The sequence below is a fragment of the Duganella flavida genome, assembly GCF_009857445.1.
In the GTDB taxonomy this organism is placed as follows: domain Bacteria; phylum Pseudomonadota; class Gammaproteobacteria; order Burkholderiales; family Burkholderiaceae_D; genus Rugamonas; species Rugamonas flavida.
In genome coordinates, this window is the sequence record NZ_WWCN01000004.1 from 249383 (window position 1) to 263210 (window position 13828).

Consider the following 13828-nt stretch of genomic DNA (forward strand, 5'->3'; position numbering starts at 1 on the left):
ATCTCTCTCAGTCAGGATTTGCGCGCTTCGAGATCCGACTGGATCTGCAGCAGCTTATGGTTATCGAGGTTGTAGGAGAACATCACGGCCACCGCGAGCAGCGCGAAGGCAGCAGGAATAAAGGACATCAGCCACACGATGCCGGCCTGCGACACGGCGCTCTGCGCGGCGTTGGCGACGTAACCAAGCTTGGTGAAGATGGCGCCGATCACCGCTACGGCGACGGCGGTGCCCAGCTTCTGCGAGAAGGTGGCGGCAGCGAAGGTCATGGCGGTGGCGCGGCGGCCGGTGCGCCATTCGTTGTAGTCGGCGGTGTCGGCGTACATGGAGAAGGCCAGCGGCGACTTCGGTCCGAGCGCCAGGCCCATGCCGACCTGCAGCACGAACATCAGCGCGATCTGGTCCTTCGGTACGAAGAAGAAGGCCGATGAGAGCAGGGCAGTGATGGTCATCAAAATCATCATCAGCTTGCGCTTGTCGATGAAGCGCGTCATTAGTGGCGTGAGCGAGGCGCCTGCGGCGGCGGCCAGCATGTAGGCCGGCACAAAGCCCGCCATCAAATCCGGACGTTCGACCACGTACTTGAAGTAGTAGGCTGCGCTGCTGGTGCGCAGCGTAATCGTGATCATGATGATCAGCGCCAGGAAGAACAGCGCCACCCACGGACGGTTCTGCGACAGGTCACGCACGTCCTGCCACACATTGGTCTTTTGCTCGGCCGGTGGGGTGATGCGCTCACGCGTGTTGAGGAAGGTAAGTACGAACAGCACGAACGCCAGTGCGCTCCACGCCAGCATGGTCAGTTGCCAGCCCAGTTTATCGTTGCCGCCGCCCAGCTGGTGCACCAGCCATGGCGTGGCTGCCGTCACCAGCGTGCCGCCGGCAAAAGCGCAGATGAAGCGCAGGCCGTTGACGGTGGAGCGCTCCTGCGGATCTGCCGACAGCACGCCGGACAACGCGTTGTAAGGGATGTTGATGCAGGTGTAGCACACCATCATGAACAGATAGGTGCCGTAGGCCCAGATGATTTTGCCGCCTTCCGACAGGTCGGGCGTGGTATAGGTGAGGAAGGCTGCGCCGGCCAGCGGCAGCGGCACCCAGATCAGGTAGGGCCGGAACTTGCCCCAGCGGGTACTGGTGCGGTCAGCCATCGCGCCGATCATGGGGTCGGTGAATGCGTTGATGAGCTTAATCGTGAACATCATGGACGCGGCGGCGGCGGCTGAAATGCCGAACGTGTCGGTGTAGTAAATCAGCAGAAAGGTGGCAATGTTGGTCCAATAAAAATTGAAACCCATGTCGGCCACGCCGTAGCTGATTTTTTCACGCCAGGTCAAATGTTTGTTCACGATTGCTTTCATACGCTTGTAAAAACAGGCAGTAAGGGTATCACTGCCTGAACGGAACCTGTTACTGTTCCGGGGAGAGCTTTTTGATAGCGGTAACTATGTTCGTAAAATCTGTCGTACCAGTTGCACGGGGCGCTGGGCGATGTCCAGCACGAGGCCGGCTTCGTCGTCCTGCAGCGGCTCCAGTGTGGCCAGTTGGCTGTCCAGCAGCGCGGTCGGCATGTAGTGATCGTGGCGTGCCGACATGCGCTCGGCGATCAGTTCGCGCGGACCGGCCAGGTGGGCGAAGCGCAGCTCTGGATCGGCGCTGCGCAGCAGGTCGCGATAGCGCCGCTTCAGCGAGGAACAGGATAGCACCAGCCCATGGTGCTTGAGGCGGGCGTCGCGGATTTCGCGATGCAGGGCCCATAGCCAGTCGGCGCGGTCGGCGTCGGTGAGCGGCACGCCGGCAGTCATCTTGGCCACGTTCTCGAAGGAGTGATAGGTATCGCCTTCGAGAAAGGGCACCTCCAGCGCGCCGGCCAGCTGCAATCCCACCGAACTTTTGCCACAACCGCTGACGCCCATGACGACCCAGCGCGGCGCCTTAACTTTTACACTTTTGAGTATATGAATGATAGCGCTAACAGATTCGCCGAGTTTAGACGGATTGCGAAATTTGTAAAGAACTATCGATGTTGCGACGCAGCAGCGGGGTGTGCGTGCTGCTTAGGCACTTTCCCTTGCCATCAGCGTAAAGCCGAGGTCAATCTGGCGGGTGGCCGGCTGTTCGCCCTTGATGACGGCGCGCAGCAGCGTCGCCGCCTCGAAGCCGATGCGGTAGCGCGGCGTGCCGATGGTGGTTAGCGAGGGATTCATCCACGCTGAAGCGGGCAGGTCGTTGAAGCCGCAAATGGCCAACTGCGACGGCACGGCAATGCCGCGCCGCTGGCACTGGTAGATGGCACCGTGCGCAAGGTCGTCATTACAGCAAAAGATGGCGTCGCAGTCGGGCGCCTGGGCCAGCATGCGGCCCAGCAATTCGGCGCCCAGTGCGATGGTGGACGGCTCGCCCACCATGACTTCCAGCTTGGCGTCGGCGCGGCCGGCTTCCTGCATGGCCTTGCGGTAGCCTTCGGCGCGGCGCAAGGTACGTTCGTCCAGCTGTGCGCCGATGAAACCGATGCGCTTGTGGCCTTTGTCCAGCAGGTAGCGGGTCATGGCGTAGCCAGCCTGGAATTGCGAGAAGCCCACGGTCAGCTGTTCCGGATCGGTCGACATGTCCATCATCGATACTACCGGCACGCGCGAGGTGGTCAGGATTTGCTGCACTTTCGGGCTGTGAGTCAGGCCGGACAGCAGCATGCCGTCCGGGTTGGACTGCAGGTAGGTGTTGATCAGCTTTTCTTCTTCTTTATCGGAGTAGCGGGTGTTGCCGATCAGGATCTGGTAATCGTCAACGTCCAGCGCATCCTGAATGCCGGCCAGCACCTCGGTGAACACGGCATTGGACAGCGATGGCACCAGCACCGCAATTACTTTCGATTGCGATGAAGCCAGTGCGCGGGCGGCGCGGTTGGGTACGTAACCCAGCTCGGCCACGGCGGCGTCGACACGGTCGCGCAGGGCTTGCGACACCATTTCCGGCTGGGTGATGGCGCGCGAGGCGGTCATGGTGGCCACGCCAGCCTTTGCCGCCACCATCGCAAGGGTAATCCGGCCGCTGGCGCGGCTCTTGCCCGCTTGAGTCTTCGTCATTGCTGCAGTCTGAATGATATTGATAGCGATATCATACGGCAGCTATACCCAAAGGAAGAATATCTATTTGCAGTCGGCCAACACTTTTTGCGTGTTTTTGCGTAATTCTTCACGCTGGTCATCGTTCATATAGCCACGTTCGCCGTTTTTGTCGTAGCTACTGAGGCGCAAGCCTTGGTCTAGCGCCTGCTGGTGCTGGCGCGCGGCGTTGCAATTGGCCGCTTCGTCGGCCTTGCGCTGGGCGTTGGCGGCGGTTTGCTTGGCAACATCGGCGGCTTCGCTTCTGCGCTTGTTGAAGTCGGCGTTGCGCTCGGCCAGCGTGGGCGCAGCTTTGGCGGCTTGCGTCTCGGCAGCCGGTTCCGGTTCGGTAGCGTTGGGATTGAACAGCGGCTTGCCGGGTGCCTTGAGGATGCGCTTTTCCGGGATATTCGGCGGCGGCGGGCGATCGGAGAATTGCTTGATGCCTTTATCGTCGATCCACATGTATTGCGCCATCGCCAGCGGGGCGGCGACCAGCAGCAGGGTGGTCAACAGGGTGTTGCGGTAATTCATAAGAGCGCTCCAGAAAGGCATACAGTGATTTCGCCATGATTTACGGCAACTGTCAACTGGAGCGCAAACGGCGATTACGACTGTTGCTTACGACGCGCAGCGAAGCCCAGCAGGGCGAGACCGCCCAGCATCATGCCGTAGGTGGCAGGTTCCGGTACGGCGGTGACGGTGATGGCGCCCTGGTACTGGGCGAACGACGAGGTGGCTTCGTCACCGGTCAGGACCAGCGTGAATGGCGAATTGGCCGAGATGGTCAGTCCGCCGACGCTGAAGTAGCCGGTTGGACCGCCGAGAACTAGCGAGGTGCCGAGGTTGTTGTTCAAGGAAACCGACGCGATATTCAGGAAGTTGGCCTGATACGAGACGGTTACATTGTAGAGCCCGGACGCCAGACCATCGAAGGTCAGCGTGTCGGAGCCACCTTCCAGCAGTGTGGGGGTACCCCAGAACTCGGTGGTACCCAGGCCAACACCGATGGTTTGGTCGGCGGCGGTGGCGGAGAAGGCGGCGCCAGCCAGTAATGCTGCAGCTAGTAGTTTCAGTTTCATCGTAGAACCCCTAAACATGACGTTATAGTGACCGGCAGACACAGCTACCGGACTGTTGTGCCGCAGTGAAGCGGTGAGCCACGATAGTCTTATTATTAGATTGGTGTTAAAACAACGCCAATTCCGCGCTGCAAGATTTAACATTTGACACTTCTGCCCTCATAAACAACAGTCTTTCCCGCTGGGTTGCTTATTTTTTTTCGCAGCATATGTTCCTATTTACTTGCAAGTTGAGTTGTAATATATTCATTTTGCTTTACATTTTTGCATGCCTTCTCGGCGGCACCGGAAGGCCAAACTATTAGAAAATAAAAGGGGAACAAGATGACGCTGGGTAAATTCGCAAAAAAAGTAGTCCTCGCCGGCTTGACGACCATGGCGATGGCATCTGCCGCGCAAGCGACCAACGTGCTGCTGTTTGATGACTTTGTTCACAGCAACGACGTATGGGGTTCGGCCCTGTCCGGCTTGGGTTTGAGCGTGACCACCGTATCGAGCGATGGCGCCTTCAATGCGGCAATCACCGGCAGTTACGATCTGGTGGTCGTTCAGTTCGACAGTACGGGTCACAGCATCAATTTGAACAGCTACCTGAGCGGTGGTGGCAAGTTGATCTATAGCAATTGGATGGCCACCGATGACGCCACCGTAGGCGTTACCCAAGGTGCATACAATCAATACAATCTGACCATCACCTCGGCGGCGCTGGCCGCCGGCCTCAGCAGCGCGACGCAGACGCTGACCAACCCTACTTATGGCATTTTCTCGCGCGAAGTGTCCGGCGCGGTGAGCCTGGCGACGCTGGGTAGCGCATCCGGTATCTTGAATACCGTTGGCGGCAAAGTGATTGTCAATGGCTTCCTGGGGGAGACGCTGGTGAGCACCTCGGACGAGGTTCGCCTGTACCAGAACGAAGTCAACATGCTGGCCGCCGTGCCGGAGCCTGCAACTTACGCAATGCTGGGCGTGGGGCTGGCTATGTTGGGATTTGCAGCACGCAAGAAACGCGCATCGTAAGCGACGGATTTTCGCCAGGAGAAACGCCAGTCGGCAGGTTGGCGTTTCCAATCGCGAGGCGATCCGTTGTTCCATCCCTTGCGCGTTGCGGGATCTTGAAACACTACTTGGCCTGCCAGATATGTGCGCTTCTTTTGGGCAACGAGCGCGTCAAAGGCTCCTTGGCGGAGATCGATTATTCGCCGTCCGCCCTTCGTTTTTGTTCACTCTTGGGTTGCGCCGGCAGCGCGGGCCCTTTCGACTGAAACCTTAAACTCTTGCAGCGAGACGGATGGCCACCGCAGTGCGATGTACTCGCTCGGCCTCATCCCACCGCAAAATGCGAACTGCAAGACATTCCGCATTTGCCCTTCACAAGCGGCGAAGATGGCTTGAATTTCCGTAGTGCTGAACGGGTCGGTTTCGAATGCGACATCGCAGGCTTCCCGACTGAGGATCTTGCGCAACTTAACTCGGTCAAGAGGATCGCTCTCGATGACATCGTCGGTTATGGCCTGCTGACACGCTCTTTGATGGCCTTGCCGAAGTCGCTGGTCGACCTTCTTGTGCGATGGAGCAGGGCGGCACCGTGGATTCTGGTCGGGTGGCAGAGATGGAAAATCTCACTTTGCCACACCGCTTCGTTGTCTGCACCAGCAAGCAGGTCGATTGTGACTGACCTCGCCTTGTCATGGCGACTTGGTCAAGATCGAGCTCAGCGCCTATTTCGGAAGTTCGGGCGAGAGGCCGTTGCTCTAGGCGAGTCGATATGACGGAACGTGATCCGACCTTTGCTTAAATCGTATGCGGACAGTTCAAGGGTGACGCGGTCGCCGGCAAGGATACGGATGAAATTTTTTTTCATTCGGCCAGCGGTGTAGGCAATGAGATTGTGGCCGTTTTCTAATTCGACGCGGAAACGGCTGTCGGGCAGGATGTCTTGGACAACGCCTTGCATCTCGATGAGTTCTTCTTTTGCCATGACTTAGCTCCCCTGAATGAGGTGGATTTGTCGAGCTTGTCCGCCGAAATCTGAGTTGGCGAGCTTGTACGAAACAAGCTTGTGTTCAAGCGAGCCTGCTGGCTGCGCTTCAATAAAATCACTTATGTTGGCCAATACATCATAGCCACCGGCATTCGGCCTGATCTGGCCAATACCCTTTAACCTGCTAAACCAATGGATAGTTCCTGTATGTGTACTGATATGGTGCTCCTAGCTGTGGACGAATGAGCCCAACTCTAAAGTAGAGCCATAGGTCGAGAATCAGACAGGAATGGGCTAGGCCTAAACAGGAAGGAAACAGGACGGTGACAAAGTACCGAGGTGGGGCATTTAGTGTACAGCAAAAGGTTGTATTAACCTAATGAGACATATGTGAGGGCTCTCATCAAGTGTAGTGATCGCGACTTGATCTGACAGTTACCGACTGAACGCCTGATGGAGAGATGAAGATGCCACGCTTGCGCAGCTCGCCTTCGTATAGGTTCGGTTCCACGCTGTCGCCCTTGATCCGGATCGCAACCAAGCGCTCTGGAATGCCCCCTTTTCTATCGACCCAATTTTTGGAAACACCAAGCTTGCTGCCTTCGTAAATCTCTGGAGCTGTCTGGAACCGGCGCCGCCGGTGATCAGCAAGATCCGCCATAACCGCCTGCTGCTGGGAGCATCCCTGAGTTGACCGACATGACTTTCCGCGACATGCGCGCGGTGCTGGCCGGGCAGGTGATCAACCCATGATGCAGCACCAGCAGCGCGAGCACTACGAGCGCATGGTACGGGAAGCGGCAGAAGGCCAGAAATAGAAAAAGGCCGCGTGGGGTTCGCGGCCAAAAACAAACCACTTCAGGTCAGGCATTCCATCCTAGCACGCAAGGAAATGAAACGAATTACGGTTAGGTAATACAGCCGCCGCGTTGCAGCGCGGCCACATCAACGACCAGAGGAACTACGTGTCCATAACTGTACAAAAAGGCCGGCGCCAGCTCAACCTGGCTCGCCGGAAGCCACCGCATTCCGCGGTCTACGATCCGCGCACTGTGTTCATCACCCGCCGGCCTGAACGAGCGGGGGCATGACCAAATCACGCGGTATCAATGCGCCCAAGCATAAATGGACGCCTGAGCAGAACGCGGCCGTGCGCGGCGCTGTGGCCCATGAAAAGGTTGGACTTGTTCGGCAATCCCGCTTGCGCAGTATTGAAACGGATCACCAGGTTTTCATCCAGGCGGACTTTCTTCCCTACAAGCCGTGGAAACAAGCCAGCCATCAAAGTCCAGCTGTTATGAAGTCTGTAAGCAACAAGCAGATGATGGCCACCACCTGGGTAATAGAGTTTTTAAGGACGCGAAGGTATATTTGCATTTTGGAATCCTAGTATGATGGGCCGCATGCCCCTCAAGCCTGGCGCCAAGCCGATGAAGCGCGGATCGCTACTTGCGCAGCGCGTCTATCAGCCCTTGGGCCTCTGCAAGGAGTGACGCAACGCATTCCTCGGGGCATCGAAATATTCGGCCGCGGGTGCTCAGAATTTGTATGCGTGGATCTACCCAATCAAGGGGATTCTCTTCTGGGAGAAGTTCTGCCTCTGCCATAGCTTCGAACGCGGCTGGGGTGGCCTTGTCTACGACAGAGTTTCTGTGGTTGCAGCGAATCGTGATTGCCCAGCCTCCGTACTCACGATTTACTGTCTGAAACATGAAGCCCCCTTCATGCAAGTTATCAAGTTTATCACGATAGTCACACGGATGAGCGATTACTTTTGTGCGGTGCGACACACATGCAGCGGAGGCTGCGGTAAGTCAGTCAGGGCGGCGCCGGTGCCCGGCTCATTGAGGGGCCTGGCGATAACCGCAAGCGACACCCCGGCGCGCCCCTGAAACAATGCAGCAGCCCGTACGCCATCAATTCGGGCTATGATTATCCCCGCGTTGACAATGGTCGCTTTTGCCTGATCTGGCCTGCTTCTGCGCGCACTAAAATTCATATGACAATGTTGTAGGTTGCGCGTAGCAGACCTTGAATCCGCTGAAAACGCGGGCGCATTTTGGGCGAAAACCCGGGCATTTCCAGACAAACCCAAACCATTTCCCCATTGCGGAATTTCGATTTTCGCTATCCTTGAGGAAGTCTGAGGTTGTTGCAGACAAACATCCGCGCTTCCTGTATAATGCCGCTTTGCGCCTATAGGAAATGCTATGCGTCTACTCCAAAAAGCACTCACATTCGATGACGTGCTGCTCGTCCCAGCGTACTCCAACGTTCTTCCTGCGGATACGTCCCTCAAAACCCGTCTGACTCGCAATATCAGCCTGAACATCCCTCTGCTGTCGGCAGCAATGGATACGGTCACCGAGGCTCGCCTGGCGATTGCCATGGCACAAGAGGGCGGTATTGGTATCATTCACAAGAACCTGAATCCGAAAGACCAGGCTCGTGAAGTAGCGCGCGTCAAGCGCTTCGAGGCCGGTGTGCTGCGTGATCCGATCACGATTCCACCGACCATGAAAATCCGCGACGTCATCAAGCTGACCGAGCAATATGGCATTTCCGGTTTCCCAGTTGTTGAAGGCAAAGAAGTGGTCGGTATCATTACCAACCGCGACCTGCGTTTCGAGCAAGAGCTGGATGCGGAAGCCCGCACCAAGATGACTCCACGCGAAAAGCTGGTGTTCGTCAAGGAAGACGCGGACACCGCCGAAGCCAAACGCCTGATGAACAAGCATCGCCTGGAGCGCGTGCTGGTCGTCAACGACGCGTTTGAACTGCGCGGCCTGATCACCGTCAAAGACATCCAGAAGTCCACCGAGCACCCGCTGGCGTCGAAAGACTCGCAAGGCAAGCTGCTGGTAGGCGCTGCGGTCGGCGTCGGCGCCAAAGACGAAGAGCGTATCGACCTGCTGGTCGCCGCCGGCGTTGACGTGCTGGTGGTCGATACTGCCCACGGCCACTCGCAAGGCATCCTGGACCGCGTGCGCTGGATCAAAACCAAATATCCGCAAGTGGACGTCATTGGCGGTAACATCGCTACCGCTGCTGCTGCTAAAGCACTGGTTGAGTACGGCGCGGATGCGGTCAAGGTCGGTATCGGCCCAGGCTCGATCTGCACCACCCGTATCGTCGCTGGCGTCGGTGTACCGCAAATCACCGCCATCTCCAACGTGGCTGAAGCACTGGAAGGCACCGGCGTGCCATGTATCGCTGACGGCGGCATCCGCTTCTCGGGCGATATCTCGAAAGCGCTGGCAGCCGGCGCCTCGACCGTGATGATGGGCTCGATGTTTGCCGGTACTGAAGAAGCTCCGGGCGAAGTGATCCTGTACCAGGGCCGTTCGTACAAATCCTACCGTGGCATGGGTTCGCTGGGCGCAATGTCGGATGGTTCGGCAGACCGCTACTTCCAGGACGCGGCCATGAAGCAGGATAAATTCGTACCAGAAGGTATTGAAGGCCGTGTAGCCTACAAAGGCTCGGTGCTGGCGATTATCTTCCAGCTGGTCGGCGGCGTACGCCAGTCGATGGGCTACTGCGGCTGCGCCACCATCGAAGAGCTGCGCAACAAGGCGGAGTTCGTCGAGATCACCTCGGCCGGTATGCGCGAATCGCACGTGCACGACGTCCAAATCACCAAGGAAGCCCCGAACTACCGTTCGGGCGACTAAGACCTTGCAAACGCCGGCGGCCCGCCGGCGTTTTTCTATATTCAAACGGTTTAAATTCCATGCACTCTAAAATCCTCATTCTCGATTTCGGCTCCCAAGTGACCCAGCTGATCGCGCGCCGCGTGCGCGATTCCGGCGTGTTCTCGGAAGTGTATCCGTATGACGTCAGCGACGAATTCGTGCGCAATTACGGCGCCGCCGGCGTGATTCTGTCGGGCAGCCACAGCTCGACGCTGGAAGGCGACGCGCCCCGCGCACCGGACGCCGTGTTCGAACTGGGCGTGCCAGTGCTGGGTATCTGCTACGGCATGCAAACCATGGCCGCGCAACTGGGCGGTAAAGTAGAAAACGGCAAAGTGCGCGAATTCGGTTACGCTGAGGTGCGCGCCCGCAACCACACCAAGCTGTTGGACGGCATCGTCGACTTCGTCACCGACGAAGGCCACGGCATGCAGAAGGTCTGGATGAGCCACGGCGATAAAGTCCTGGACATGCCGCCGGGCTTCGTGCTGATGGGCGACACCCCATCGTGCCCGATCGCTGCCATGGCCAACGAAGAGAAATCGTTCTACGGCGTGCAGTGGCACCCGGAAGTGACCCACACCGTGCAAGGCAAGGTCATGCTAAGCCGCTTCGTGCACGAAATCTGCGGCTGCAAGTCGGACTGGAATATGCCAGACTACATCTCGGAAGCCGTCGAGAAAATCCGCGCGCAAGTGGGTACAGATGAAGTGATTCTGGGCTTGTCCGGCGGCGTCGATTCGTCGGTGGCGGCAGCGCTGATCCACCGCGCGATTGGTGACCAGCTGACCTGCGTGTTCGTCGACCACGGCCTGCTGCGCCTGAACGAAGGCAAGATGGTCATGGACATGTTCGCCAACAACCTGGGCGTAAAAGTGATCCGTGTGGATGCGGAAGACCAGTTCATGGGCCACCTGGCTGGCGTCAGCGATCCTGAGCAAAAGCGCAAAATCATCGGCCGCGAATTCGTGGAAGTGTTCGACAAGGAGTCGGGCAAGCTGGTGAATGCCAAATGGCTGGCGCAAGGCACCATCTACCCGGACGTGATCGAGTCGGCTGGCAAGGGCAAGAAAGGCCAGACCATCAAGTCGCACCACAACGTGGGCGGCCTGCCAGAGCACATGAAACTGTCGCTGCTGGAACCGCTGCGCGAACTGTTCAAGGACGAAGTGCGCAAGCTGGGCGTGGCACTGGGCCTGCCGCATGAGATGGTCTACCGTCACCCGTTCCCAGGCCCAGGCCTGGGCGTGCGCATCCTGGGCGAGGTGAAGAAGGACTATGCCAACCTGCTGCGCCAGGCCGATGCCATCTTCATCGAAGAACTGCGCAACACGCCGTACGAAGCGACCATCGTGCCGGGCTTCGATCAGGACGCCGAGCCGAAGAACTGGTACGAAGCGACCTCGCAAGCGTTTGCCGTATTCCTGCCAGTGAAATCGGTAGGCGTGATGGGCGATGGCCGCACCTACGAGTATGTAGTGGCACTGCGCGCCGTGCAGACGCAAGACTTCATGACCGCACACTGGGCGCACCTGCCGCACGCGCTGCTGGGTAAAGTGTCGAACCGTATCATCAACGAAGTGCGCGGCATTAACCGCGTGGTGTACGACATCAGCGGCAAACCACCGGCGACGATTGAATGGGAATAATGCCCTAGCCGGCAGCCGCTGGCGCTGGCTGGCAAATGGCTGAGACTAAGCCCCTGATTTTTCAGGGGCTTTTTCTTTTTTGGCACTTGAGATTTGGCAAACTCAAGCAACCGCAAGCAAATGAATTTGATGGTCATCATGATGGCATGGTGATCGGCGTTAGATAATAAAAGGCAACGTATACCATCAAGTCCTGCTCAGGCCGTCATGGTATGGATGATGGTATTTTTTAATGCAACCCTCTGATTTTTATAGGGTTTCAGTCAGCCAGAATGCGCAGTTTCGGTTGATGGTATTTTTGGAGAACTTTCTCTTTTTTTGCCCGGTCTAACTGTGTTTGTGGGCTATCTAAGTGCCTGAATTTTATAGAATTTTCATGTGCTGATGGTATACGAAAGGGGGGCGAATGCTGTCGGATCTAAAGCTCAAAAACCTCAAGCCACGAGAGCGGCTTTACAAGTTGGCCGACCGCGACGGCCTGTATGTCGCGGTGTTGCCGAGTGGGGGGATCTCATTTCGTTTCAACTATCGGGTAAACGGACGCCAGGAGACCGTGACGCTGGGGCGATATGGCATCGGTGGCATGACCTTGGCGGAGGCCCGCAGCGCGCTCGCTGAGGCGCGCAAGACCCTGACGGGCGGTGACTCGCCCGCGCGGAACAAAAATGAGCGGATACAGCACAAGAAGGCTGAGGAGACGTTTGCGGTATGGGTCGAGCGCTGGCTGGAAAAACACCGAATGGCGGAATCGACCCGTGACATGCGGCGCTGGACATACGAACACGATCTGAAGAAGCCGCTGGGGGCGTTGCTGCTTTCGGAGGTCACCGAGCAGCGTTTGCGGGAACTGTGTGACAGGATCGTTGACCGCAAGGCGCCGGCGGTCGCGGTGCATGCGCGTGAGATTGTTTTGCAAGTATTCCGCTACGCCGACTCGCGTGGTGTGAGACATCCCAATCCTGCGCTGGGTGTGCGGCCGATGTCGATTGCCACATTCGTGCCGCGCGACCGCACACTTTCGCCCAACGAGATCCGCTGGTTCTACAAGTATCTGGAACGTATCAACAGTGCGCCCACCATCAAGCTGGCGTGTAAGATGCTTCTGCTGACCTTGGTGCGCAAGTCGGAGCTGACCGAGGCCACCTGGGATGAAGTCGATTTTGAGCGTGCGCTGTGGACCATACCGGGGGCGAGAATGAAACGCCGTAATCCGCATAATGTCTACCTGTCCAGCCAGGCGATGGACATTCTGGTCGCGTTCAAGACATGCGCCGGCTGCTCGCGTTTCATGCTGCCGAACCGCTACGATATCGACCGGCCTATGAGTGATGTCAGCATGAACGCAGTACTGACTAAAGTGGTAGAGGCCGCCAATAGAGATGGATGCGGGCTGGCAGGCTTTTCGCCGCACGACTTGCGTCGTACCGGGTCAACTTTGCTGCACGAGGCTGGCTACAACACCGATTGGATCGAGAAGTGCCTTGCGCACGAGCAGAAGAGCGTCCGCGCCATCTACAACAAGGCGGAATATGCCGAGCAGCGTCGGGTTATGCTACAGGCATGGGCCGATATGATCGACGAATGGACCGCGTAATAGGGGCCTGTATTTTAATCGCGCGCTTGCCGTTTCTGTTTGCCTGCAGGAGAGGGCACTTGCTCGTCAAGTGTCTTTCTCGCCGCGATCCACGCATCGATCTCGGCTAAATCCCAGGCTACCTTGGTATGGCTGATTGCGAAGCGCTTGGGAAATTCGCCGCGCTTCTCCATTTCATCGAGGGTTCGCGTGCTTAGGGGAATTTTTTGTAGCAATTGGTGGCGTTCAATCAGCACGCGGCCTGGCACGTACAAGTCCTTGGGGGCTAAAGTGCGAACGTTCATGGTCGTGGACTTTATTGTTGATCGGGAGACGGCTGTGGTTTGCGCTTGAAGGAATGGCGTGTTTTGAGTATCGCGCTATTTTGAGGCTCGATTGGAGGTGAAGTTGCTGGTAATTTTAGCTAGATCAAAGCTTGATCAAATTTAGTTTCCCTCCGTTTATGTGCGAGCCAATTTTGCAATTTATTGGGATTTGCAGTAATGCTCACCCTAGAACATCCATCCATGCATCAGCAGGGGTATCGATCCAGATTAAATGTTCGTTTGCTGCCGCTGCTGCTGTTGGTCAAGGGGAGATCGTTGTCGCCGATGCAGTTAAGCGCAATGCAATGAATTGTGTTTGGCTAAATCAAGATGGTAGGCAACCTGCCCAAGGAGTTCGCCGTCGATCACCGATATTTGAAGATCAGCCCAGGGATAGAAGGCCGCTGGACTGATTTGT

At 57.4% G+C, this 13828-nt stretch carries 14 protein-coding genes; 6 read left to right on the forward strand and 8 right to left on the reverse strand.

The annotated features are described in order from the left end of the window. Positions 1 to 11 precede the first annotated feature (11 nt). From GTP46_RS08010 to GTP46_RS08030, 5 genes are all read right to left on the reverse strand, one after another. A complete protein-coding gene (locus GTP46_RS08010) occupies positions 12 to 1349 on the reverse strand; it encodes an MFS transporter (RefSeq protein WP_371869589.1) in 1338 nt (445 codons plus the stop codon). Positions 1350 to 1445: 96 nt separating this feature from the next. Next, positions 1446 to 1916 carry a gluconokinase gene (locus GTP46_RS08015; RefSeq protein WP_161006091.1) on the reverse strand — a complete coding sequence of 157 codons (471 nt, stop codon included), beginning with the start codon at positions 1914 to 1916 and terminating at the stop codon, positions 1446 to 1448. Between the two features lie 141 nt (positions 1917 to 2057). Further along, positions 2058 to 3086, reverse strand: a complete 1029-nt coding sequence (gene gntR, locus GTP46_RS08020) for an HTH-type transcriptional regulator GntR (protein ID WP_161006092.1) — start codon at positions 3084 to 3086, stop codon at positions 2058 to 2060. Positions 3087 to 3149: 63 nt separating this feature from the next. Then, positions 3150 to 3638 carry a DUF4124 domain-containing protein gene (locus GTP46_RS08025; RefSeq protein ID WP_161006093.1) on the reverse strand — a complete coding sequence of 163 codons (489 nt, stop codon included), beginning with the start codon at positions 3636 to 3638 and terminating at the stop codon, positions 3150 to 3152. 74 nt (positions 3639 to 3712) lie between these two features. Next, positions 3713 to 4186 (reverse strand): FxDxF family PEP-CTERM protein, encoded by a 474-nt coding sequence (locus GTP46_RS08030; RefSeq protein ID WP_161006094.1) that lies wholly within the window; start codon positions 4184 to 4186, stop codon positions 3713 to 3715. 324 nt (positions 4187 to 4510) lie between these two features. On the opposite strand from GTP46_RS08030, the gene GTP46_RS08035 reads away from it, so the two are divergent. Next, positions 4511 to 5203, forward strand: a complete 693-nt coding sequence (locus GTP46_RS08035; RefSeq protein ID WP_161006095.1) for a PEP-CTERM sorting domain-containing protein — start codon at positions 4511 to 4513, stop codon at positions 5201 to 5203. Positions 5204 to 5897: 694 nt separating this feature from the next. Here GTP46_RS08035 and infA read toward each other — a convergent pair. Together infA and GTP46_RS08045 are read right to left on the reverse strand one after the other, a co-directional pair. Beyond that, positions 5898 to 6164 carry a translation initiation factor IF-1 gene (infA, locus tag GTP46_RS08040; RefSeq protein WP_161006096.1) on the reverse strand — a complete coding sequence of 89 codons (267 nt, stop codon included), beginning with the start codon at positions 6162 to 6164 and terminating at the stop codon, positions 5898 to 5900. 406 nt (positions 6165 to 6570) lie between these two features. Beyond that, a complete protein-coding gene (locus GTP46_RS08045; protein ID WP_161006097.1) occupies positions 6571 to 6828 on the reverse strand; it encodes a hypothetical protein in 258 nt (85 codons plus the stop codon). Between the two features lie 426 nt (positions 6829 to 7254). Here GTP46_RS08045 and GTP46_RS08050 point away from each other — a divergent pair, with 426 nt between their 5' ends. The 5 genes from GTP46_RS08050 to GTP46_RS08065 all read left to right on the forward strand — a co-directional run bounded on the left by GTP46_RS08050 (position 7255) and on the right by GTP46_RS08065 (position 13105). Continuing rightward, a complete protein-coding gene (locus GTP46_RS08050; protein WP_161006098.1) occupies positions 7255 to 7557 on the forward strand; it encodes a hypothetical protein in 303 nt (100 codons plus the stop codon). Between the two features lie 820 nt (positions 7558 to 8377). Further along, positions 8378 to 9841: an IMP dehydrogenase gene (gene guaB / locus GTP46_RS08055; RefSeq protein WP_092271527.1), complete on the forward strand. Its 1464-nt coding sequence runs from the start codon at positions 8378 to 8380 to the stop codon at positions 9839 to 9841. A gap of 59 nt (positions 9842 to 9900) precedes the next feature. Then, complete coding sequence (guaA, locus tag GTP46_RS08060; protein WP_161006099.1) at positions 9901 to 11511, forward strand: glutamine-hydrolyzing GMP synthase; 1611 nt, start codon at positions 9901 to 9903, stop codon at positions 11509 to 11511. A gap of 35 nt (positions 11512 to 11546) precedes the next feature. Further along, on the forward strand, positions 11547 to 11678 hold the full coding sequence (locus GTP46_RS30090; RefSeq protein WP_267877409.1) for a hypothetical protein: 132 nt from the start codon (positions 11547 to 11549) through the stop codon (positions 11676 to 11678). Positions 11679 to 11917: 239 nt separating this feature from the next. After that, a complete protein-coding gene (locus GTP46_RS08065) occupies positions 11918 to 13105 on the forward strand; it encodes a tyrosine-type recombinase/integrase (RefSeq protein ID WP_161006100.1) in 1188 nt (395 codons plus the stop codon). Positions 13106 to 13119: 14 nt separating this feature from the next. On the opposite strand, the gene GTP46_RS08070 is transcribed toward GTP46_RS08065, so the two are convergent. After that, a complete protein-coding gene (locus GTP46_RS08070) occupies positions 13120 to 13389 on the reverse strand; it encodes a helix-turn-helix transcriptional regulator (RefSeq protein ID WP_161006101.1) in 270 nt (89 codons plus the stop codon). Positions 13390 to 13828 lie beyond the last annotated feature (439 nt).